Raw genomic sequence first — 19,388 nt, forward strand, 5'->3', positions numbered from 1 at the left:
GCGTGTCGCCCTGTGTGAGTGACGGCGCGCTGGGGGCGCGTCGACTCATCTCCGCCGGCATCCTCGCCGCTGCGTCGGTCCCCGCTCTTCCCCGCATTTGTTCCCGCGACGCAAGACTGTTGGTCCATGGTGGGTATTCGAACTCCGGCCCGGCGCGCCTAGAGTTGCGTCCATCGGATTCATCAATCCGGTCGGCGCTGAAGCCGAAAACCAGTCACCTGTCGAGGCATATCATGAGCACTTCCAAAGTCATCATCGTCACCGGCGCATCGCAAGGCATCGGTGCCGAAACGGTCAACGCATTCCGCGCCCAAGGCCATCGAGTGGTCGCGACGTCCCGTTCGATCGGGCCGTCGGACGATCCCGATCTCGTCACCGTCGCGGGCGACATCGGCGACCCGGCTGTCGCGCGGCGCGTGGTCGACGCCGCCATCGAGCGCTTCGGCCGGGTCGACACGCTCGTCAACAACGCGGGCATCTTCATTGCGAAGCCGTTCACGCAATACACGGCGGACGACTACGCAGCTGTCACCCGCGTGAACCTGGATGGCTTCTTCCATGTCACGCAGCACGCGATTGCGGCGATGCAGCGAAACGGAAACGGCGGCGGTCATGTGGTCAGCATCACGACGAGCCTCGTCGACCACGCGAACAGCAACGTACCGTCGGTACTCGCATCGCTGACGAAAGGCGGGCTCAACGCGGCGACGAAGTCGCTCGCGATCGAATATGCGAAGGCCGGCATCCGCGTGAACGCCGTGTCGCCCGGCATCATCAAGTCGCCGATGCACGCGCCCGACACGCACGCGACGCTCGCATCGCTGCATCCGGTCGGCCGGATGGGCGAGATGAGCGACATCGTCGGCGCAATCCTGTATCTCGATTCCGCGCCATTCGTCACCGGCGAGATCCTGCACGTGGACGGCGGCCAGAGCGCCGGGCACTGAGCGGCAACGTCGTGAACATGCGCCGGCGCGGAGGGTGCGCGGCGCCCCGATGCCGGCGCAGGCGAGGCTTGCGCGCCCCGCTCTGCCCGGTTGCCGGCATGCTGGCCGCGGCTAGCGAGTCCGCCTGCCGGGTGCCTGTTCGAGATGTTCGACGAGAAAGTCGACGAAGACGCGCACGCGCGACGACAGGTAACGTGCATGCGGATACAGCAGCATGAACGGCCGCGATCGCCCGCCCTGGGCGGACAGCACCTCGGTGAGCGTGCCTTCCCGCAGATCCCGTTCGACGATGAAGCGATAGGTCTGGAACAGGCCCGCACCGCTGCGCGCGAGGGTGACGCCGGCGAGGACGTCGCCCGACGTGCCGTAGCCACCCGTCGTCGCGACGTCGACTTCCGCTGCTCCGTCGTTGAACAGCCACGGAATCGGCCTTCCGCTGCTCGGGAGCTCGAACTGGATGCATTCGTGCGCGTGCAGATCGTCGACCGAGCGCGGTACGCCGGCGCGCTTCAGATAGCCGGGCGTCGCGACGACGACGAGTTCGGCGTCCTCGAGCTTGCGTGCGACCAGGCTCGAATCCGCTGGCGCGCGGCCGCGGATCGCAAGGTCGAAACCCTCCTCGGCGAAGTCGATGTTGCGGTTGCTGAGATGCGTTTCGACGCGTACGTCCGGGTATCGCTCGCGAAACGCGGGCAGCAGCGGCAGCACGCGATAGTGTCCGTATGGCGTCGGCATGCTGATGCGCAGCACGCCGGCCGGTGTTGTCTGCTGCCCCGTCGCTTCGCGCTCCGCGTCGACGAGCTGCGACAGCGCATCACGACACTGCTCGAAATACCGCCGCCCGGAATCGGTGAGGCGGATCTGGCGCGTTGTCCGTATGAACAGGCGTACACCGAGTCGCTCCTCGAGCCGCGCGACCGACCGGCTCACCGCAGCCGGCGTGACGCTCGCGGCCGTTGCGGCGAGCGTGAAGCTGCCGAGTTCGGCTGCCAGGCAGAACAGCTCGATGCTGCCGAGCAGGAGGTCATCGAATTTTCTCTGCATGGGGCGGCTCCTGCTTCCTCGTGCGGCCTTGAGCGGTTGCAAAACGGCGAATTCGGCTTGCGCCTGCAACGAGGCATCACGCTTCCGGCCCGCCAGCGCTGGTTGTTTCGTGGCGGGACGCCGAAGCACCGAGTGTGCATGAATCCCCGCTGGGAAACCAGCGGATCGGCGATACCGGAGTTGCGCGTTCGCGCCGCGTTGCACCGCGGGCGATTCGTTACACCGTGTGTCGAGTCAATTGCGCGAACGATATTTACCGGCCCCTACCGCGTCACTAGAGTGATCGACAGAGGCCGTGGCGAGTTGCGCTCCACACCGCGGCCAACTCATCAACGATCCCCGAAGGAGAATGCCATGATGATCGAACAGAAGCTGGCCGAACTAGGCTTCACGCTACCCGAACCGCCGCAACCGCTCGGCAGCTACACGGCCGTCAGTGAGGCCGGCAACCTGTTGTTCATTTCCGGGCAATTGCCGCTCGTCGACGGCAAGGTGGCTTATACGGGCCGCGTCGGCGAACAACGGGATGTCGATGACGGTCGGCACGCGGCGCAGCTCGCGGCGTTGAACGTGCTGGCGCAGATCAGAAAGCACCTCGGCGGGTTCGACCGCCTGCATCACATCGTGCGTGTCGAGGGGCACGTCGCGTCGGCCGACGGCTTCCACGATCAGCCGGCCGTGATCGACGGCGCCTCCGACCTGTTCGCCAAGGTGCTGGGCAACAAGGCCGGACACGCGCGCTCGGCCTTTTCCCAACGTCAGTTGCCGGCCGACGCGACGGTGGTCCTGGTCGTGATCGCCGAAATCCGCTCGGCATGACCGGGTTGCCGCAAGCCCGGGCGGCCGCGAATCCGGCGGCCATCTGCCCTGCCACCGCTGAAACTTTCGATCCGAGGTGCCTTTTCAATATAAGGGATCCATCATCGAACAGCGTTGTCCGGCAAGGCTCGACACGATCTCGATACATTGCAATACAAAATATCGCATACGAGTTAATCGAATGCGCTTGACGTGATTGGTCGCCTCGATCAAACTGCGTCGCATGCGATTTAATCGCATCAGACAACAACCTTCCTACCTGACGGAGTGAACGATGAGCAAGATCGAAAAAGTGCTGTACACGGGCAAGACGCATACGACTTCCGGCGGCCGCGACGGCGCGGCTCGCAGTTCCGACGGCCGCCTCGACATCCAGCTGTCGTCGCCGGGCAGTGCCGGTACCGGCACGAATCCGGAACAACTGTTCGCGGCCGGCTGGTCGGCCTGCTTCATCGGCGCGATGCAGCTCGCGGCGCGCGCGGCGAAGGTCACGCTGCCTGCCGATCTCGCGGTCGATGCCGAAGTGGACCTGGGCACGGGTGGCAACGCGTACTTCCTGCAGGCTCGCCTGAACGTGAGCGTGCCGGGGCTCGATCGTGACGTCGTGCTGCACATTGTCGACACTGCACACCAGACGTGCCCGTACTCGAAGGCGACGCGCGGCAACATCGACGTCGAGATCCGCATCGTCTGAGCAATGCCCCGGGCGACCACGTGCTGCCTTCCCGGATGTTCTGCCATTTTCTTGTCGAGGTGAATGATGAAAACCCAACTGATCGCTGCCCTTCTCGTTGCCGTGTCCGCTGCTGCTGCCGTGCCGGCTTTTGCCCGTGATGCCGTTGTGACGCGTGCACAAGTGCGTGCCGAACTCGTCCAGCTGCAGCAGGCCGGCTATGTGCCGGGCCGCGCGAACGATCCGCACTACCCGGACGACCTGCAGGCGGCGCTGACGCGCATCCACGCGAACGACACAGTCGCAGCCGATACGGCGACGTCCGGTTATGGCGCCGACGCCGCAGCCGTCACGCAATCGGGCAGCCGTCCTGTCACGCGCGTCGCCGAGCGCTCGATCTACTTCGGCCATTGAACGAAGTCGCGATCGACGCCGATTGCCGGCGCGCCGCGTTCACATTCCGATTACTCTTTTCTGTCGAGGTAAATGATGAAGACCCAACTGATTGCAGCCCTGCTCGTCGCCGTGTCGGCTTCTGTTGCCGCTCCGGCCTTCGCAACCGAAAGCACCGTGACGCGTGCGCAAGTGCGGGCGGAACTGGCCGCGCTCCAGCAGGCCGGTTATCTGCCGAATCGCCCGAACGATCCCAACTATCCGGACAACCTGCAGGCAGCGCTGAAGCGCGTGCGCGACAACGAGGCGACGGCGGCCGACACCCAGACAGCCGGTTACGGCAACAACGCCGACGGTGCGACGCAATCCGGCAGTCGCATGGCGATTCGCACGGCCGAGCGCTCGATCTATTTCGGTCGTTGAGCGTCGCGACGAAATCGACGACACCGTCCGCCAAATAAAGCGCATGCGATCGAATCGCATGCGCTTTTGCTTGTCCGTTTGTCCGCAACCTGCCCCGGGCGATCGCGTCTATGCTGTGCGACGAACGGCCTTCGATCAAGGAGCAGGCGATGCGGGAAGGAACGACGGAGCAGGAAGGAGGCGGATTGCATCCGCTCGACAATGCCGTATGGCATGCGCTCACCGGGGAGCAGCATCGTTTCGCCCTCGGCGACCTGCTTGCGCGTCGATTTCCTCCTGCGCTCGCACCGTTTGCGGGCATGGCCGACCGCAGCCCGACGGCGTTCGACGCGCTGCGTGGACTGATCGACGCCCATGGACCTGCGGCACTCGTCACGCCGGACGAGATCCCGACGCCGCCCGGCTTTTCCGTGGTCTGGCGGGCGATGCTGCATCAGATGATCTGGCAGGGAACGCTCGACGGCGCGCCTGCTCTGGAGCATGTCCGGCTCACCGAAGCCGACGTGCCGGAGATGCTCGAATTGATCGCGGCGACGGAGCCAGGCCCGTTCGGCACGCGCACGGTCGAATTCGGCGGCTATATCGGTGTCCGCCGGCAAGGCCGGCTCGTGGCGATGGCCGGTCAGCGGCTGAGGGCCGGCGGTCACGCGGAGATCAGCGCCGTGTGCGTGGATGCGGCTTTCCGGGGCCAAGGCCTCGCGGCCGGATTGATCCGGTCGCTGGTCGCGACCATCCGCGCGCGGGCGGAAACGCCGTTCCTGCACGTGCTCACGTCGAATCACGGTGCGATCGAGCGCTATCGCGCACTCGGCTTCGCGACGCGTCGCGACATGCATTTGCTGGTGCTGGGGCGCGAGGAGACCGGGACGGGCCAGCCGGCGCGCCGGCCATAAGGACCGGTCGCGGCGGCGCCTCGGTCCCGACTGCGGAAAATGTACTGAAATGGCGGAGGGAGCCGGCGGCAATCGCATCGCAGGCTCGACATCGAGCCTGCGTTCGATCGTCTATTCGTTGATCGAATCGATCAGGTTGCCGCGCAGCGTGACGATGGCCTTCTGCATCTTCGCGAATTCGTCGGGTTTCAGGCCAGTGGCTTCGACCAGGTTCATGTCGAGCCCCTTCTCGCGCACGCGGCGGCCGCTTTTCGTCAGGCTCACGAGTACCTGGCGCTCGTCCGACGGATCGCGGTGCCGCTCCAGATAGCCCATCGCCTCGAGCTTCTTCAGGATCGGCGTCAGCGTGTTCGATTCGAGGAACAGCTTTTCGCCGAGCTGTCCGACCGTCTGGTTGCCCTCCTCCCACAGCGCGATGATCGTGATGTATTGCGTGTACGTGAGGCCGAGCTCTTCGAGGATCGGTTTGTATGCCTTGCCGAACGCGAGATTCGTCGAGTAGATCGCAAAACACAGGAACTCGGACAGCTTCGGTGTGGCGGGCGATTGTGCTTCGGTCGGTTTCATGAGCGTTCTCCAGCGACAGCGGTTCGTGTCGCAGACGAACGCATTATATATCGCGTGCGATCTTATCGGAGGCTTGATTATCGCTTCCGATCAACACGACGCGACACCCGCGGCGCCTGCTCAATCTCGTCCGCTGTCGTTCCGACCCCGTCGGTCGCCGGTCCGCTGGCGGCTGATCGACAGCAGCGAACACTGCACCGGGTGCGCGATCTCGGTCGCAAGGCCGCCCGTGGCAAACAGCAGGATCATCAGCCAGCGCTTCATGCGTCCTCCACGACGGAAAGGCTTGCGCCGTCGGCGACGGTCGCATCGAGCGCATACGGATCGACGCCGTCGAGGCAGCCGAGATTGACGCGCCAGCACGCGGGATCCTTGCGCGTCTGATGGAACGGATAGACGCCGCAGCGGCTGCAGAAATAGTGACGGGCCGTGTGCGTGTTGAAGCGGTAGAGCGTCAGCGCGCCCTCGCCTTCGACGATCTTCAGGTCGGCCGCGGCGAACATCGGGCTCATCAGCGCGCCGCGACGGCGGCAGAGGCTGCAGTTGCAGCGAGCCGCCGGCGCAAGCGCGGTCCGGACCTGGAATTTCACGGCGCCGCAGTGGCAGGATCCGTTGAACCATGTAGCAGACATGTCGTGCTCCTCAAGAAGTCATGTCCGCTTTATAACGGGCCTTCGCCGACGCCGTGTATCACGCTGTATCCACGCCGTGCGCGGATACAGAACGTTGCAATTCTGTACCCGGCCATTCGCATTGCGGCGCATTCGCCGAACGCCGGCGCACCGCGTGCGGCCGCGAAATCAGTCAAGTGCGTGCTGTAACCGTGCGATGGCCACCCGTGTCTCGCGCTCGAGCGTCGCGAATAGTTCGGTCGCCGGCAGCGACCGGACGAGCGGCGCCGCTTGCCCGGCCCATTGCGCGCCGTAGCCGAACTCGCCGTTCGCCTTCGCAGCCGCATGCAGTGCCTTGCCCGCGTCGTATGCGATCGGATAGGCGGGCGTGGCCGGTGCGTGCGGATCGTCGCCGAGCGCGGTCAGCCGGTTCGCGATGCCACGCGCGATCCGTCCGGAGATCGCGGTCGTCAATGTCGTGCGGCGCGCTGCGTCGCCGAGGATCGCGCGGCGATAACCGTCGTCGATCGACGTCTCCGGGCACGCGACGAAGGCGGTGCCGAGCTGCGCGGCCTGCGCACCGAGCGCGAGCGCCGCGGCGATGCCGTCGCCGTCCATGATGCCGCCCGCGGCGATCACCGGCAACGCACATTCGCGCACCAGCAGTCGCGTCAGGGCGAACGTGCCGAGCCGGTCGTCGTGCGGCGTCGAGTCGAATATGCCGCGGTGCCCGCCGGCTTCGATGCCCTGCGCAACGATCGCGTCGATGCCGGCCGCGGCGATCTGCCGGGCTTCGTCGGGATTCGTCGCGGACGCGAACAGCGTGATGCCCGCGCGCTTCAGCACGGCGATGGCCTCATCGGACGGCAACCCGAAATGAAAGCTGACGACCGCAGGTTTTTCTTCGACCAGCATCGCGAGCATTGCATCGTCCGCGACGAAGCTCGTGTAGATCTCCGACAACGACGCCGGCGGCGTCGCGCCCTGTTCGCGGAACGCGGGTGCGAGCCACTCAAGCCACGCGCGTTCGACGGCGGCGTCGGCGCGGGCCGGCCGGTGGCAGAACAGATTGATATTGAACGGCCGGTCGGTGAGCGCGCGCGTGTCGCGGATCATCGTGCGCGCGCCGTCGGCGTTCGTCGCGCCGACGCCCAGCGAGCCGAGCCCGCCCGCATTCGACACGGCGGCCGCCAGCGCGGGCGTGCTGACGCCGGCCATCGGCGCCTGGATGATCGGGGTGCGGATGCCGAGCGTGCGCAACAGCGTCCGGTTGTCGGTCGGTCGATTCATGTCGTTGCCTCCTGCAACGTCCGGGATCGGAATGCTGCGGCCAGATGCGGGCCGAAGCTGCTGGGTCGGGTCCGGTATACGGCATGTTCACGGCGCGTCGCGCGGAGCCGGTCACGGGAAAGCGGTGTCGAACTCGGCGGCCGATCGGGCAATGACGCGGCCGTCGCGCGGCGCGAGGCGCATCCGAACGGTGCGCGAAACAGCCCCCGGCAACCGCGCCCATGCTACGCCGGCCTGCCGCCCACGCGCCAGCCCAACTTGCTTCTATCGCCTGCGTACCCGATAGGCGAGCCCCGCGCAGGCCGTCAGTAGCGCGGCTGTCACGAAGAACACCGCATGCAGGCCGAGCGCGACGCCGATCTGTCCGCCGATCACGGGGCCGATCACCTGCCCGCCGAACTGCGCGGATTGCAGGTAGCCGAGCATCTGGCCCGTCGCGCGCTCGTCGACGGACTGCCGGACCAGCTTGCCGATCGACGGCAGCAGCCCGGCGAGCGTCATCCCCATCAGCACGCGCAGTGCCGCGAGTTGCCACCAGTGCGAGACGAATGCCTGCGGCACCATTGCGAGCGCGGTCAGCAGCAGGCAGCCGACGATGACATTCCAGCTGCCGATCCGGTCGGCGAGCGCGCCGAGCCGCGCGGCGGTCAGCATGCTGCCCAGCGCGGAACAGGCCATCACGACGCCGGCGACGCGCGCCAGGTGACTGCCGTCGACGCCGAGCCCGCCGATATAGACCGTGATGATCGGCTCGATCGACATGTTCGCGAGCAGGACCATCATTGCCGTCACCAGGAGCGCGGCGACCGCCGCAAGATCGGTGCGCCGTGCCGTGTCCGCGGTCGTTGCGCGGGCGTGTCGCGTCAGTGCGTCGGTGTCCGCGTGAAAGTCCTCCTTCACGAGCAGGATCGTCAGCAGCGCGGCGACGGCGATCATCGCCCCACCCGCGAAAAATGTCCCGCGGATGCCGAGCCAGCCCGGCAGCAAGCCGCCGACGAGCGGCCCGACGAGGTTGCCCGCGAGTGCACCGGTCGACAGGATGCCGAGTGCCCAGCCCGCGCGTTCGCGCGGTGCCTGCGTGCCCACCATCACGGTCGATGCCGATGCATAGCCGCCGACGAGCCCGGCGACGAGCCTCAGTGCGACGAGTTCCTGAACGTTGTGCGCAACGCCGATCAGCGACATCACGACTGCCATTCCGAGCGCAGCGCGCACGAGCATTGGTTTGCGGCCAAAGCGATCCGCGAGGCGGCCCCACAGCGGCGCGGTGACTGCGGTGCCGAGAAACGTCGCGCCGAAGGCGACGCCGGACCACTCGATCACGGCCGATTGCGCATCGACGCCGAGCTGCCGCACGTATAGCGGCAGGAACGGCAGCAGCATGCTCAGGCTGACGAGCGTCGTGAACGAGCCGAACACGCACACGGCGAGATTGCGCTGCCAGTAGCGCGCGTTCCGTTCGGCATAGCTGGCGGCGGACCGGCCAGCGCGCGCCGTGTCAGGTGTCTGGATGGTCGTGCTCATCGCGCCCTCGCTGATGCGACGACGTCGACCGCGAGCGCCAGCAGCAGCGCGGCGGCCCCGACGGCGAACAGCGTTTCGTATCGACCGCCGCTCGAGGCGAACAGGTACGACAGGCCGTAGGCAGCCATCGCCTGCATGATCGCGAAGCTGGTCGTCGCACTGCGCCATGCGCGTTTCGCAACCGACGGATGATGTGCGAGCAGTTCATTCACGCGGCCGAGTGCGAGCGGTACGATGCCGGGCGTGAACGCGCCGACCAGCACGCTCGATACGATCAGCGCGGCGGGCCCCATCCCGAGCAGCGGCAGCACGACGGCGACGGCCTCGATCGCGAATGCAATACGCAGTGCGCGACCGAATCCCGCTCGATCGGCGAGATGCCCGCACGCGAGCGGCCCGACGATCGCACCGAGACCGTACAGCACCCAGTACTGCGCGCCCGCGTCCACGCCCTTGTCGAGTCCGCGCGCTACGTAGTCGACGAGGAAGATCATGTGCGGGACCAGCCCGACCGCGTTGAGCCCGTATTCGACGTACAGCGCGCGCAGGCTGCCGGTCGGGAGGTTGCGCGCGTGCGTGGCCGCCGACGCGACGGCCGCAGGCGGCGCATCGTCAGCCGGCCAGCCGCGCCACGCGACGGCGGTCAACAGCAGCGACACGATCGCGAGCCCCAGCCACGTCGCGGTGAGACTCTGCCGCAGCAGGATCGGCACGATCGTGCCCGACGCCGCGATGCCGAGACCGATTCCCGTGAAGATGCCGCCGCTCGCGAAACCGCGGCGCGCCGGCGGCACATGCGTGAGGATCGCCGGCGCGGCGAGCACCATCAGCGCGCCGCCGGACAGGCCGGACGCAAAGCGCCAGACGAAGAACCACAGGAACGACACGGGCACCGCGCACGCGACGAACGCAAGCGTCGCGAGCAGCATCATCGCGCGCAGCACGGCGGTCGAGCCGGCGCGGCGCGCGAGCGCGCCGGCGACCAGCGCACCGGCCAGATAGCCGCCGAGGTTGGCCGCACCCAGATAGGCGGCCGTCGACGCGGGAAACCAGTGCGCGCCGATGATCGCGGGCAGCAGCGGCGTATACGCAAATCGTGCCAGACCGATGCCGATCAGGCTCGCACTGGCACCGGACACCGTGCCGCGCCACACGTTGAACGCGGGGGCGTTCTGCCGGTCGAGAAGCGCTTGTTGCATTGAAGGACCTCCATTCGCTGGGCGGACGCATACGCGCCCGTCGGTTGAAGGAAGTCTAGATTGAACCGGGTGTCGGGAGAATCCACGCGTTGCGGAAGCCATTCTTCCGCAGATCGGTTCAATCTTCGTCGGTGATGGTGGCCAGCCGTGCGAAGTGCTCGCGCAATCGTGGCGCGGCGAAATCGACGAACGTCCGCACTTTCGGCACCGACAGCCGTCCGTAAGGCGTGACGACGTGAATCGGCAGCGGCGCATGTTCGCAGTCGCGCAGCACGATTCGCAGCGCACCGTCCCGAACCTGCTCGGCGACGTGATACGAGAAGAGGCGCGTGACGCCGTGGCCGGCGAGCGCCGATGCGAGCGCGCCGCGGATCGTATTGACGATGAAGCGCGGCGCGAACTGGACCACCTGCGGCAGCGCCGACTGGCCCGACGGCGGGAAGCTCCATGAATCGAGCCCGAAGTGGGTCATCGAGATGATCCGGTGCCGTGCGAGATCGGCCGGCGCGGTGATCGGCGGATGCTTCGCCAGATAGTCGGGTGACGCGACGACGACGCGCCGCACCGCGCCCACCGGAATCGCGACGAGCGTCGAATCCGCCAGATGTGCGATGCGCAGCGCGACGTCGATTCCTTCGTCGATCAGGCTGACGGGACGGTCGAGCAGTTGCAGGCGAATCGACACGGCCGGATGGCGGTCGATGAATTCGTCGATGAGCGCGCGCAGCACGTCCTCGCCGGCGGCGACCGGAGCCGTGATCGTCAGCAGGCCGCGCGGCGCCGAGCGTTCGTCGGCGATCAGCATGTCCGCTTCCTCGAGATCCGCGAGGATGCGGCGGCACGCTGCGGCGTAGCGTTCACCGGCTTCGCTGAGGCGAATCGTACGGGTGGTCCGGTACAGCAGCGCGGTGCCCGTGTGCTCCTCGAGAAACGCGATCGCGCGGCTGACTGCCGCCGGCGAGCGGCCGAGACGGCGGCTCGCGCCAGCGAGACTGCCCTCGTCCAGCGTGGCGACGAACACCTTCATCGCATCGATTCGGTCCATGGCGTGTGAGCGTGCGCGAGTGGTCGTGTCATTGGCGGCGGGAAAAAGCCAGCGAGCAGTCTACCGTACGCGTCCCGCGATGCGTGGTCGGCCTCGCCGTGCCGCTTCGTGAAATACTGCGGCCACGCGTCCTCCGAAACCCCGCGATGACTGAAATGCCCGCCATGCCCTCGTTCTGTTGCCCGATCTTGCGTTCCGCACTGACGTGCGTCGTGGCGTTGCTGGTCGTCGGGCCGGCGACGGCCACCTCGGCCACGGAAGCCACGCACTTGCCGGGCGGGTCGCCCGTACCGGCAATGCGCACGCCGCAACGCATCCTGTTCGTTGGCGACAGCCTCACGCACGGCCGTTACACGCCCGTGCGTTCGTACGGCGCGATGCGGCCCGGCAGCAAGGAGGTTGGCGGCACCGCGCGGGTCGTCGACGAAAACTTCGGGCAGACCGGGGCCCGCGCCGAACGCGAGCCGGGCCCGTGGGGCGGGATTCCGGGGATTTTCGCGCGCTTCGCCGCCGACGCCGGACTCGACTTCGAGGTTCATCTGGAAGCGATGTCGGCGACGAGTCTCGCGAAACATGACCGCGTCGCATCGGACGTGATCGACCGGCCCACGTGGGATGTGGTGGTCCTGCAGGAACTGAGCGCGAAGCCTCTGCCGTTCGCGCTCACGCACAGCCGCGCCAGCGATCCGGCCGGTTTCCGTGCGAGCGTCGCGAAGCTCGCACGCGGCATTCGCGCGGCGGCGCCGCAAGTGCGTGTTTATCTATATGAAACCTGGCCACGTGCCGATCTCGCGAAAGCGCTAGCGGGCGAGCCGGATAGCGTCGGTTTTCACGCGCGCTACGTCGATCGCCTCACCGCGCTCGTCGCCGCATATCGCGATGCGTTCGATGGCTCGCGCCGGGGCGATCCGTCCATCGCCGCCGTCGTGCCGGTCGGCCGCGCGTGGCAGCGCGCGTGGACGACCGGCGTCGCCGATCCCGACCCGTACGCGCCGTCCGGCGCGCCGCTGCTGTGGTACGGCATGCGCGCGCAGAACGACCCGCCGATCTCGCGGCCAGACTATCTGCATCCGGGCGTGCTGGGCGCTTACCTGAGCGCGCTCGTGCTGTTTCAGCAGATCGCCGGTGTCGACGTCCGTACGTTTGGCCCGCGGGAGCAAGCGGCCGCGCAGCTCGGCATCGCGCCGGACATGGCAGCAAGGTTGCAGGCAGTGGCGTCGGATACGGTCCGCCAGCAAGGCGCCGACGCCGCCCCTGCCCCCGATGTCGATGCCGGTCTGACGGCGACGGCCGGATGCCCTGATCCGTGCGCGTCGCAATGAGCAGCAATGCGGCGGCCCTACCCGGCCGCGCGCGGCGCGAAATCACGCGACGCGACGCAATACGGCGCGGTCAATGCGGCGCGACCGCCTGCAACGCAGCGAGCATCGCGCTCCCCGGTTTCGCGAGATCGTCGAGCACCGTGAAGTGCTGCATGCCGGGTAGCCATGCCCGTGCGATCCGTTCGCCGGCCGCTTCGCATGCGTCCGCGTATTCGTGCGCGTGGCGCACGAGTTCCGGCAGCTCGGCCGCGCCGACCGCGACGACGGTCGGTGCGCCGGGCCCGATGTGAAGCAGTGGACTGTATGCGGTGATCTCCTGCGCGGTGAGCTTCAGCTTGTCGTCGAGCACGCACAGCGAGATCGGTTCGAGATCGACGAGCGGGCTGATCGCGAGCGCAGACACGACGGCCGGATGCGCGCGATGCATGGCCGTCAGGTGGCCGCCGGCCGAGTGACCGCTCAGGTGGATCGGTCGTCCTGCGGTGCCGATGCCGTCGGGGTCGGCCGCGAGATGGTCGAGCAACGCGCCGATCTCGCCGACGATGTCGGTCATCGATGCGGTCGGTGCGAGCGTGTATTCGGCGAGCACGACGTCGAAGCCGCGTGCGAGCGGCCCGGCGGCCGCGTACGCGAAATCCTCTTTCGCGCAGTGCTGCCAGTAGCCGCCGTGAATGAACACGAACAGCGGCGCGTCGGGCCGGCAGCACCGCAACCAGTCGAAGCGCTGCGCAGGACGCGCACCGTAACGCAGGTCGCGCTGCCCGGGCGTCGCATCGTAAAGCGCTGCGCTGCGTGCCTGGCAGGACGCGAGCACCGCGGGGAAATCGGGAATGGCCTTCGTGTTCAGGTAGGCGGCGTCGAGCGCCGCGCGGTCCATGCCGCGATAGAGGATCGTCATTCGGGAAGCGCCGGGTCGGATTGCGGATGCGCGGGACAGTCGCGGTGCCACGCTACGAAGGCGCCAGGCGGGCCGACGCCGTTGCACCATTATGCGCAGCGCAACAGGCGCCGGCTATCCGGAATCGGCGGGGGCGGCGTGCGCCTGTCCGCTTTCGGCGAAGGACTGTCGAGCAGCACGCACATCGTGCCGGCGCATGCGCGAACGAGCGCACCGGCGTGATGAAGCGGCATGACGCTCGCCGCAGCGGAATCCGGGAATCGGTGAAGCGGGGTTCAGTTCAGGCGATGCGCGACCGGAACCGGTGCGCGCGGGTGCGCGATGCGCGCCGCCGACGCGTGTCGGCGGGAAGCAGCGCGGTGCGTCAGCGGGAGACGAGGCTCAGTAAGCGGACATCTCGACGCAAGGATCGACCTTGGACGGCGAGCAGATCACCGAATACTTGGCGCTTTCGCGCATCAGCGCTTCGCCTTCGTGCAGCGCGATCTTGATCTCGGGGTGACGCTCGTACGCGAGGAATGCGGAGCAGAAGACCGCGGACATCACGACCAGGGAGAACAGAAATTTTTCGAGAGATTGGAAACGTTCGGGCATGGTTCGACCTTTCTTCTAGCCCGCGATTATATCTCGAATTAAGGGTTTTCCCTATATTCCAGTCCGCATACCGAGGATGGCTTCGACCGATGGCAGGCCGTGTTTGCGCCCTTTTTCCCCGTTACGCAGGGTTCATGCATCGGACAAGACGGGATAACGGTTGCCTTCAAAGGAAGGCAGGCGACGGTGCCACACGCATCGTCCGCACGGCATTTCGGCAGCAGCGGTGACGAAGCCCGTCGCCGGCGCGTCATTGCGGTGCCGACGCGCCGCTGGCCGCATTGCCAGGCCATGCCTTGCCGATCTTGTCGATCAGCGACTTGGCGGCGCCGGTCGCGATGGCGGCGTCGACGCCCGAGGTCTGCCACGAACCGTCGGCGGCCTGCACGAAGGTCAGGTTCGCGCGCGACGGCGTGTAATCGCTGTTGCGCCAGGTGATCACGACGTCGCACGCGTAGGTGCGTTCGCCGGCCTTCCTGCAGTCGCCGGCGGGCTTCGCCGAGATCACGTCGGCCGACACGGGCAGCGGCTGGCCGAACAGCGCGTTCAGGCCGCCGTGGTTTTCCGCTTCGAGCGCGCGGCGCACCGCGGCATTGACGTCGCTCGATCCGGGGCCGTCGTGGAGCAGGTGGCAGGCGGCGAGCAGCGTGGCGGCACAGCCGAGCGTCAGCAGCGTGGGAAACTTCATGGAACTCCGCGAATCGGGTGAACGTCGGGTGGCACGCAGCGATGCCAGTGAGCGCATCGCCGAGCCGGTATGCCGCGTAGTCTGCAACGTCCGCGCGTCGTTCGCGGTATCCATTTGTAACCAATTGCACGGACGGCGTGAATGATGCGAACGCCCCGCTGTCCCGCCGCTTTCGTGCGCGCCTACTGCCGCTCCTGCTTCACGCGACTCACGAGCTGCGTCGGGCTCACGAACTGCAGCGCGATCACGACCCACACGAGCGTAATGGCCATGTAGATCATCGCCATCGCGTCGATCGACTGCGGCGCGCGCACGCCCGTCGAGAACACCGCGTAATACAGCGCGACGACGAGCGTCTGCGTGCTGGGGCCCGCGGTGAAGAAGGTCAGCTCGAACATCCCGATCGTGCGCACCAGCACGAGCAGCCCCGCCGCGAGCATGCCGGGCACCAGCAGCGGCAGCAGAACGTAGCGGAAATAGCGCCACGTGTTCGCGCCGAAGATGCGCGCGGCGGCTTCGAGATTCGGATCGATCTGCTCGATGAACGGCGTCATCACGAGGATCACGAACGGCAGCGCCGGCACGAGGTTCGCGAGGATCACGCCTGGCAGCGTGCCCGCGAGCCCGACCTTGTACATCACGGTCGCCATCGGGATCCCGTACGTGACGGGCGGCACCATCAGCGGCAGCAGGAACACCAGCAGCGCGAAGCGCTTGCCGCGGAACTGCACGCGCGCGAGCGCGTAGGCGGCTGGCACGCCGAGCGCGACCGACAGCAGCACGACCGCGCCGACGACTTCGACGGTCACCCACAGCACGCTGGCGAGCTGGAAGTCTTCCCACGCCTTCGCATACCAGTGCAGCGTGAAGCCCTGCGGCAGCGGCGTGCCGAACCAGCGTGTCGCGACCGAGTTCACCGCGACCGTCGCGATCAGCAGCATCACGTTCAGCAGGAAGAACGCCATCAGCCCCCATACGAGCGCCTTCCACGCGCGGCCGGCGAGGCTGTCGCGTAGTTTCCGCGGCTTCATCGCGTTGACGGGCTGCGCGCCGGGCGGGCTATGCTTCGGCGGCCACGCCGGCGCCGCATGATTGTCGGTCGCCATCAGCCCTTGCCCCCCGTGACCGGACCGGTATAGAAGAAGCGGCGCGCGCCGAGCATCGACGCGACCACCAGCAACTGCACGAAGCCCATCACGATCGCGATCGCCGATGCGAGCGAATAGTCGTAGCTCTCGAACGCGGCTTCGGCGGCCGCGATCGAGATCACGCGCGTCGGCCCGGCCGGCGCGCCGAGGAGCACGGCCGACGGGAATACCGAGAACGCCTGCACGAACGACAGGCACGCGGCCATCGTCAGCCCCGGCACGAGCAGCGGCAGGTAGATCCGCCGGAACTGCTGCCACGGGTTCGCGCCGAGCGTGGCCGCGGCGCGCGCGAGCGTCGGGTCGATGCCGCTGATGTACGACAGCATCAGCAGGAACGCGAACGGAAAGCCCGACACGATCAGCGACAGCAGGACGCCCCAATAATTGTGCGTGAGGCGCACTTCGTCCGTGTACAGGTGCAGCCCCTGAAGCGCCTGCGGAAACCAGCCGTTCGGTCCGAAATACGTGAGCATCCCGTCGGCGACCAGCACCGTGCCGAGCGTGACCGGAATCACGAGCAGCGTCGTGACGAGCTTCTGGTACGGCGAGTTGCGGCGCAGCGCGAACGCGACGGGCACCGAGATGCCGACGTTGATCAGCGTCGCCGGCACCGCGAGCTTCAGCGTGACGAGCACGGTCGGCCACATCGCGGTGTCGGTGAAGAACTGCACGTAGTTTGCGAGCGCGCCGCCGCCGTTCATCGGCTGGAACGACAGCACGAGGCCGTACGCGAACGGATAGATGAACAGCGCGACGATGAACGCGATCGCCGGCGTGACGAGCCACGCCTTCGCGTCACGCGGCGCGCCGCCTGTCGCGAGCGTGCTCATGCGGCCTCCGGGCAGCGCGCTGCCGTGCACGCGGCGCAGCGGCCGTTCATGGTGCGTCGCCCGCATAGACGAGCGTGCGCGCCGGCGCCACGCGCAACCGCAACCGCTCGCCCTCGGCGAATTCGCCGGCGACCCGCGCCCAGATCGGGCCGAACGGCGTGATCACGCGGATGAGTGAGTCGCGGCCGCCGTATTCGACCGTTTCGACGGTCGCGTCGAATGCGTTGTCGGCGCCCTCTTCCGCACGCTCGATGTCGTCGGGGCGCAGCGCGACCACGACGTCCTTGCCGTCGAAACCGGCCATCGGCACACCGGTGATGCGCACGCCGGCCGCGGTGACGTGCACGTAGTCGCCGGCCATCCCTTCGAGCGTGAACGGCAGCACGTTGCGATAGCCCATGAAGCGTGCGACGTGCAGGTTGTGCGGGCGCGTGTACACGTCTTTCGGCGACGCCACCTGCTGCACGACGCCCTCCTTCATCACGACGATCCGGTCGGCCATCGACAGCGCTTCGTCCTGGTCGTGCGTCACGTAGATCGTCGCGCGTTCGAGCTGCGTGTGGATGCGGCGGATCTCGGCACGCATCTCGATGCGCAGCTTCGTGTCGAGGTTCGACAGCGGCTCGTCCATCAGCACGAGCGGCGGCTCGATGACGATCGCGCGCGCGATCGCGACGCGCTGCTGCTGCCCGCCCGACAGTTGCCCGGGCAGCTTGCCCTCGTGGCCGACGAGCTGCACGAGTTCGAGTGCCTGCTGCGCGCGCCGCCGCGCTTCCTGCTTCGGCACGCCGCGCATCTTCAGCCCGAAGCCGACGTTCTCGAGCACCGACATGTGCGGAAACAGCGCGTAGTTCTGGAACACCATGCCGAAGCCGCGGCGCTCGGGCGGCAACACGTCGATGCGCGTGTCGTCGAGCCAGATGCCGCCGCTCGTGAGCGGCTGCAGCCCGGCGATGCAGTTCAGCGCGGTCGACTTGCCGCAGCCCGACGGGCCGAGCAGCGCGATGAACTCGCCGCGCCTGATGTCGAGATCGAGCCCGTTCAGTGCGGCGACCTGCGCGCCCTCCGCATTGGTGAAGCTGCGGCACACGCCGTCGAGCCGCAACCGTTCGAAACTGTGCTTCATTACGCGAACTCCGTCGGCGCGGGCGCCGCGGCGCCCGCGGGTTCATGCGTCATTTCGACTTCTGCGAACCGATCTCGCGGTCCCACTTCTGGAACGCGGCGACCATCGCCTGGGCGTTGAGCGGCTGCACGTGCGGGCGATCCGCGAGCAGCTTCGCGTATTCGGGGCGGCCGAACTTCCTGATCACCTCCTGGCTGTGCGCGGGCGCCATCTCGAGCGTCACGCCCTTCACCGCCGGGCCCGGATAGAAGTAGCCGTCGTCGTAGGTCATCGCCTGCTGCGCCGGTTCGAGCAGGAAGTTCATCAGCTTGAACAGCACGTCGAGCTTGTCCTTCGCCACGCCCTTCGGAATCACCATGAAGTGCGCATCGTTGACCCACGTCATGTTGTCGAATGCCTGGATCCTGAACTCGGCCGGCACGATGCCGAGCGCGCGCGGGTTGAGGTCCCAGCCGGTGACGGTCACCGTCATGTCGCGCGTGCCTTCTCCGAGCTCCTTCATCACGGCCGACGTGCCGCCCGGGTAGTACGGCACGCAGTCGTTGAGCTGCTTCAGGAACGCCCAGGTCTTGTCCCAGCCGTTGATCGGGTCCTGCGGGTTCTTGTCGCCGAGCACGTACGGCAGCCCCATCAGGAAGGTGCGGCCGGGGCCCGAGTTCGCCGGGCGCGCGTAGATCAGCTTGTTCGGATGCGCCTTGCACCACGCGAGCAGCTGGTCGGGCGTCTTCGGCGGATCGCTGACCTTGGCCGGGTTGTATTCGAGCAGCGGGCCGGCCGGCATGTAGGTCACTTCGAGACCGAAGCCCTGCGCGAGGTCCTGCATCTTGCGCGGGCCGGGCGCGTATCTGTCGAGCACGCCGGGAAACGCGCCCGCGTTGTCGGGCAGCAGCTTCAGCCACAGGTTCTGCTCGATGCCGGCGGCCAGCGCGTCGGTGCCCGTCAGCACGAGGTCGATGTCGGCGCGTCCCGCCGCCTGCATCGCCTTGATCTTGCCCGGCAACTGCGGCGCGGGCGCGTTCGTGAACGTCACGTTCGAGACGAGATTCGGGTTCTTCTCCTTGAACGCCTCGATGGCCTTCTGCGTGAGCTGCAGGTTGCCCGCGACGTCGACGACATTCAGCGATACGGGAGCCGCGACGGCGGCCGCGGCCGACAGCGTCAGGCCCAGCGCCAGGGCGATCCGGCGAACACGGCGCGCGATCGTGGTGGTGTTCATGTCTCCTCGCTTCGGTCGGTGGATGGGACCGTTCTTTCGGGAAATCATGACGGCGTTATACGATGTCGGTCAACAAAAAACCGACACGCGCGGGGCGGGAATTTCCCTAACAAACACCTTCCGTTTGTCGAGGATTTG

Annotated in this window: 22 protein-coding genes; 7 read left to right on the forward strand and 15 right to left on the reverse strand. The window is 67.3% G+C overall.

Going from position 1 to position 19,388, the window contains the following annotated elements; genetic code table 11:
• Window positions 1-233 precede the first annotated feature (233 nt).
• Complete coding sequence (locus WS66_RS20780; protein ID WP_059606843.1) at window positions 234-947, forward strand: SDR family NAD(P)-dependent oxidoreductase; 714 nt, start codon at window positions 234-236, stop codon at window positions 945-947.
• A 111-nt stretch (window positions 948-1,058) separates the two neighbouring features.
• Here WS66_RS20780 and WS66_RS20785 read toward each other — a convergent pair whose 3' ends face one another.
• The gene (locus WS66_RS20785; protein WP_059606842.1) at window positions 1,059-1,991 is read right to left on the reverse strand and encodes a LysR family transcriptional regulator; all 933 of its coding nucleotides are present in this window, start codon (window positions 1,989-1,991) and stop codon (window positions 1,059-1,061) included.
• A gap of 354 nt (window positions 1,992-2,345) precedes the next feature.
• Here WS66_RS20785 and WS66_RS20790 point away from each other — a divergent pair, with 354 nt between their 5' ends.
• The 5 genes from WS66_RS20790 to WS66_RS20810 all read left to right on the forward strand — a co-directional run bounded on the left by WS66_RS20790 (window position 2,346) and on the right by WS66_RS20810 (window position 5,192).
• On the forward strand, window positions 2,346-2,810 hold the full coding sequence (locus tag WS66_RS20790; RefSeq protein ID WP_059606840.1) for a RidA family protein: 465 nt from the start codon (window positions 2,346-2,348) through the stop codon (window positions 2,808-2,810).
• A 274-nt stretch (window positions 2,811-3,084) separates the two neighbouring features.
• A complete protein-coding gene (locus WS66_RS20795; protein ID WP_059606839.1) occupies window positions 3,085-3,504 on the forward strand; it encodes an organic hydroperoxide resistance protein in 420 nt (139 codons plus the stop codon).
• Window positions 3,505-3,570: 66 nt separating this feature from the next.
• Window positions 3,571-3,897 (forward strand): DUF4148 domain-containing protein, encoded by a 327-nt coding sequence (locus tag WS66_RS20800; protein ID WP_059606964.1) that lies wholly within the window; start codon window positions 3,571-3,573, stop codon window positions 3,895-3,897.
• A 72-nt stretch (window positions 3,898-3,969) separates the two neighbouring features.
• Window positions 3,970-4,299 (forward strand): DUF4148 domain-containing protein, encoded by a 330-nt coding sequence (locus tag WS66_RS20805; RefSeq protein WP_059606837.1) that lies wholly within the window; start codon window positions 3,970-3,972, stop codon window positions 4,297-4,299.
• A 149-nt stretch (window positions 4,300-4,448) separates the two neighbouring features.
• Window positions 4,449-5,192 carry a GNAT family N-acetyltransferase gene (locus tag WS66_RS20810; protein WP_059606962.1) on the forward strand — a complete coding sequence of 248 codons (744 nt, stop codon included), beginning with the start codon at window positions 4,449-4,451 and terminating at the stop codon, window positions 5,190-5,192.
• Window positions 5,193-5,303: 111 nt separating this feature from the next.
• Here WS66_RS20810 and WS66_RS20815 read toward each other — a convergent pair whose 3' ends face one another.
• The 7 genes from WS66_RS20815 to WS66_RS20840 all read right to left on the reverse strand — a co-directional run bounded on the left by WS66_RS20815 (window position 5,304) and on the right by WS66_RS20840 (window position 11,428).
• Window positions 5,304-5,759 (reverse strand): MarR family winged helix-turn-helix transcriptional regulator, encoded by a 456-nt coding sequence (locus WS66_RS20815; RefSeq protein ID WP_059606835.1) that lies wholly within the window; start codon window positions 5,757-5,759, stop codon window positions 5,304-5,306.
• 120 nt (window positions 5,760-5,879) lie between these two features.
• Window positions 5,880-6,023, reverse strand: coding sequence for a hypothetical protein (locus WS66_RS34100; RefSeq protein ID WP_170296424.1), 144 nt, complete (start codon window positions 6,021-6,023; stop codon window positions 5,880-5,882).
• Window positions 6,020-6,391, reverse strand: a complete 372-nt coding sequence (locus WS66_RS20820) for a GFA family protein (RefSeq protein WP_059606833.1) — start codon at window positions 6,389-6,391, stop codon at window positions 6,020-6,022. The genes WS66_RS34100 and WS66_RS20820 overlap by 4 nt, the downstream gene beginning before the upstream one ends.
• A gap of 168 nt (window positions 6,392-6,559) precedes the next feature.
• Window positions 6,560-7,660 (reverse strand): NAD(P)H-dependent flavin oxidoreductase, encoded by a 1,101-nt coding sequence (locus WS66_RS20825; RefSeq protein ID WP_059606831.1) that lies wholly within the window; start codon window positions 7,658-7,660, stop codon window positions 6,560-6,562.
• A 264-nt stretch (window positions 7,661-7,924) separates the two neighbouring features.
• Window positions 7,925-9,184, reverse strand: coding sequence for an MFS transporter (locus WS66_RS20830; protein ID WP_108064709.1), 1,260 nt, complete (start codon window positions 9,182-9,184; stop codon window positions 7,925-7,927).
• Complete coding sequence (locus WS66_RS20835; RefSeq protein ID WP_059606829.1) at window positions 9,181-10,383, reverse strand: YbfB/YjiJ family MFS transporter; 1,203 nt, start codon at window positions 10,381-10,383, stop codon at window positions 9,181-9,183. Before WS66_RS20835 ends, WS66_RS20830 begins: the two co-directional genes overlap by 4 nt.
• A 118-nt stretch (window positions 10,384-10,501) precedes the next feature.
• On the reverse strand, window positions 10,502-11,428 hold the full coding sequence (locus WS66_RS20840) for a LysR family transcriptional regulator (RefSeq protein WP_059606828.1): 927 nt from the start codon (window positions 11,426-11,428) through the stop codon (window positions 10,502-10,504).
• Window positions 11,429-11,574: 146 nt separating this feature from the next.
• On the opposite strand from WS66_RS20840, the gene WS66_RS20845 reads away from it, so the two are divergent.
• Window positions 11,575-12,750 carry a hypothetical protein gene (locus WS66_RS20845; RefSeq protein ID WP_059606826.1) on the forward strand — a complete coding sequence of 392 codons (1,176 nt, stop codon included), beginning with the start codon at window positions 11,575-11,577 and terminating at the stop codon, window positions 12,748-12,750.
• Between the two features lie 70 nt (window positions 12,751-12,820).
• Here WS66_RS20845 and WS66_RS20850 read toward each other — a convergent pair whose 3' ends face one another.
• The 7 genes from WS66_RS20850 to WS66_RS20880 form a co-directional block, all read right to left on the reverse strand.
• Window positions 12,821-13,648, reverse strand: a complete 828-nt coding sequence (locus WS66_RS20850; RefSeq protein ID WP_059606824.1) for an alpha/beta hydrolase — start codon at window positions 13,646-13,648, stop codon at window positions 12,821-12,823.
• A gap of 381 nt (window positions 13,649-14,029) precedes the next feature.
• Window positions 14,030-14,242 (reverse strand): hypothetical protein, encoded by a 213-nt coding sequence (locus WS66_RS20855; RefSeq protein WP_059606822.1) that lies wholly within the window; start codon window positions 14,240-14,242, stop codon window positions 14,030-14,032.
• 250 nt (window positions 14,243-14,492) lie between these two features.
• Window positions 14,493-14,930 (reverse strand): hypothetical protein, encoded by a 438-nt coding sequence (locus tag WS66_RS20860; RefSeq protein WP_059606958.1) that lies wholly within the window; start codon window positions 14,928-14,930, stop codon window positions 14,493-14,495.
• Between the two features lie 182 nt (window positions 14,931-15,112).
• On the reverse strand, window positions 15,113-16,036 hold the full coding sequence (locus tag WS66_RS20865) for an ABC transporter permease (RefSeq protein WP_059606820.1): 924 nt from the start codon (window positions 16,034-16,036) through the stop codon (window positions 15,113-15,115).
• The gene (locus WS66_RS20870; RefSeq protein ID WP_059606956.1) at window positions 16,036-16,908 is read right to left on the reverse strand and encodes an ABC transporter permease; all 873 of its coding nucleotides are present in this window, start codon (window positions 16,906-16,908) and stop codon (window positions 16,036-16,038) included. Before WS66_RS20870 ends, WS66_RS20865 begins: the two co-directional genes overlap by 1 nt.
• A gap of 46 nt (window positions 16,909-16,954) precedes the next feature.
• A complete protein-coding gene (locus tag WS66_RS20875; protein WP_059606818.1) occupies window positions 16,955-18,034 on the reverse strand; it encodes an ABC transporter ATP-binding protein in 1,080 nt (359 codons plus the stop codon).
• A gap of 49 nt (window positions 18,035-18,083) precedes the next feature.
• Window positions 18,084-19,250: an ABC transporter substrate-binding protein gene (locus WS66_RS20880; RefSeq protein ID WP_059606816.1), complete on the reverse strand. Its 1,167-nt coding sequence runs from the start codon at window positions 19,248-19,250 to the stop codon at window positions 18,084-18,086.
• Window positions 19,251-19,388: the final 138 nt, after the last annotated feature.

This window comes from Burkholderia sp. LA-2-3-30-S1-D2 (genome assembly GCF_001523915.2).
Lineage (GTDB): Bacteria > Pseudomonadota > Gammaproteobacteria > Burkholderiales > Burkholderiaceae > Burkholderia > Burkholderia diffusa.

What these genes read in the sequence shown, in the direction of transcription:
- WS66_RS20780 (WP_059606843.1), top strand. Translation starts at nt 234, where the DNA reads ATGAGCACTTCCAAAGTCATCATCGTCACCGGCGCATCGCAAGGCATC.
- WS66_RS20785 (WP_059606842.1), bottom strand. Translation starts at nt 1,991, where the DNA reads ATGCAGAGAAAATTCGATGACCTCCTGCTCGGCAGCATCGAGCTGTTC.
- WS66_RS20790 (WP_059606840.1), top strand. Translation starts at nt 2,346, where the DNA reads ATGATGATCGAACAGAAGCTGGCCGAACTAGGCTTCACGCTACCCGAA.
- WS66_RS20795 (WP_059606839.1), top strand. Translation starts at nt 3,085, where the DNA reads ATGAGCAAGATCGAAAAAGTGCTGTACACGGGCAAGACGCATACGACT.
- WS66_RS20800 (WP_059606964.1), top strand. Translation starts at nt 3,571, where the DNA reads ATGAAAACCCAACTGATCGCTGCCCTTCTCGTTGCCGTGTCCGCTGCT.
- WS66_RS20805 (WP_059606837.1), top strand. Translation starts at nt 3,970, where the DNA reads ATGATGAAGACCCAACTGATTGCAGCCCTGCTCGTCGCCGTGTCGGCT.
- WS66_RS20810 (WP_059606962.1), top strand. Translation starts at nt 4,449, where the DNA reads ATGCGGGAAGGAACGACGGAGCAGGAAGGAGGCGGATTGCATCCGCTC.
- WS66_RS20815 (WP_059606835.1), bottom strand. Translation starts at nt 5,759, where the DNA reads ATGAAACCGACCGAAGCACAATCGCCCGCCACACCGAAGCTGTCCGAG.
- WS66_RS34100 (WP_170296424.1), bottom strand. Translation starts at nt 6,023, where the DNA reads ATGAAGCGCTGGCTGATGATCCTGCTGTTTGCCACGGGCGGCCTTGCG.
- WS66_RS20820 (WP_059606833.1), bottom strand. Translation starts at nt 6,391, where the DNA reads ATGTCTGCTACATGGTTCAACGGATCCTGCCACTGCGGCGCCGTGAAA.
- WS66_RS20825 (WP_059606831.1), bottom strand. Translation starts at nt 7,660, where the DNA reads ATGAATCGACCGACCGACAACCGGACGCTGTTGCGCACGCTCGGCATC.
- WS66_RS20830 (WP_108064709.1), bottom strand. Translation starts at nt 9,184, where the DNA reads ATGAGCACGACCATCCAGACACCTGACACGGCGCGCGCTGGCCGGTCC.
- WS66_RS20835 (WP_059606829.1), bottom strand. Translation starts at nt 10,383, where the DNA reads ATGCAACAAGCGCTTCTCGACCGGCAGAACGCCCCCGCGTTCAACGTG.
- WS66_RS20840 (WP_059606828.1), bottom strand. Translation starts at nt 11,428, where the DNA reads ATGGACCGAATCGATGCGATGAAGGTGTTCGTCGCCACGCTGGACGAG.
- WS66_RS20845 (WP_059606826.1), top strand. Translation starts at nt 11,575, where the DNA reads ATGACTGAAATGCCCGCCATGCCCTCGTTCTGTTGCCCGATCTTGCGT.
- WS66_RS20850 (WP_059606824.1), bottom strand. Translation starts at nt 13,648, where the DNA reads ATGACGATCCTCTATCGCGGCATGGACCGCGCGGCGCTCGACGCCGCC.
- WS66_RS20855 (WP_059606822.1), bottom strand. Translation starts at nt 14,242, where the DNA reads ATGCCCGAACGTTTCCAATCTCTCGAAAAATTTCTGTTCTCCCTGGTC.
- WS66_RS20860 (WP_059606958.1), bottom strand. Translation starts at nt 14,930, where the DNA reads ATGAAGTTTCCCACGCTGCTGACGCTCGGCTGTGCCGCCACGCTGCTC.
- WS66_RS20865 (WP_059606820.1), bottom strand. Translation starts at nt 16,036, where the DNA reads ATGGCGACCGACAATCATGCGGCGCCGGCGTGGCCGCCGAAGCATAGC.
- WS66_RS20870 (WP_059606956.1), bottom strand. Translation starts at nt 16,908, where the DNA reads ATGAGCACGCTCGCGACAGGCGGCGCGCCGCGTGACGCGAAGGCGTGG.
- WS66_RS20875 (WP_059606818.1), bottom strand. Translation starts at nt 18,034, where the DNA reads ATGAAGCACAGTTTCGAACGGTTGCGGCTCGACGGCGTGTGCCGCAGC.
- WS66_RS20880 (WP_059606816.1), bottom strand. Translation starts at nt 19,250, where the DNA reads ATGAACACCACCACGATCGCGCGCCGTGTTCGCCGGATCGCCCTGGCG.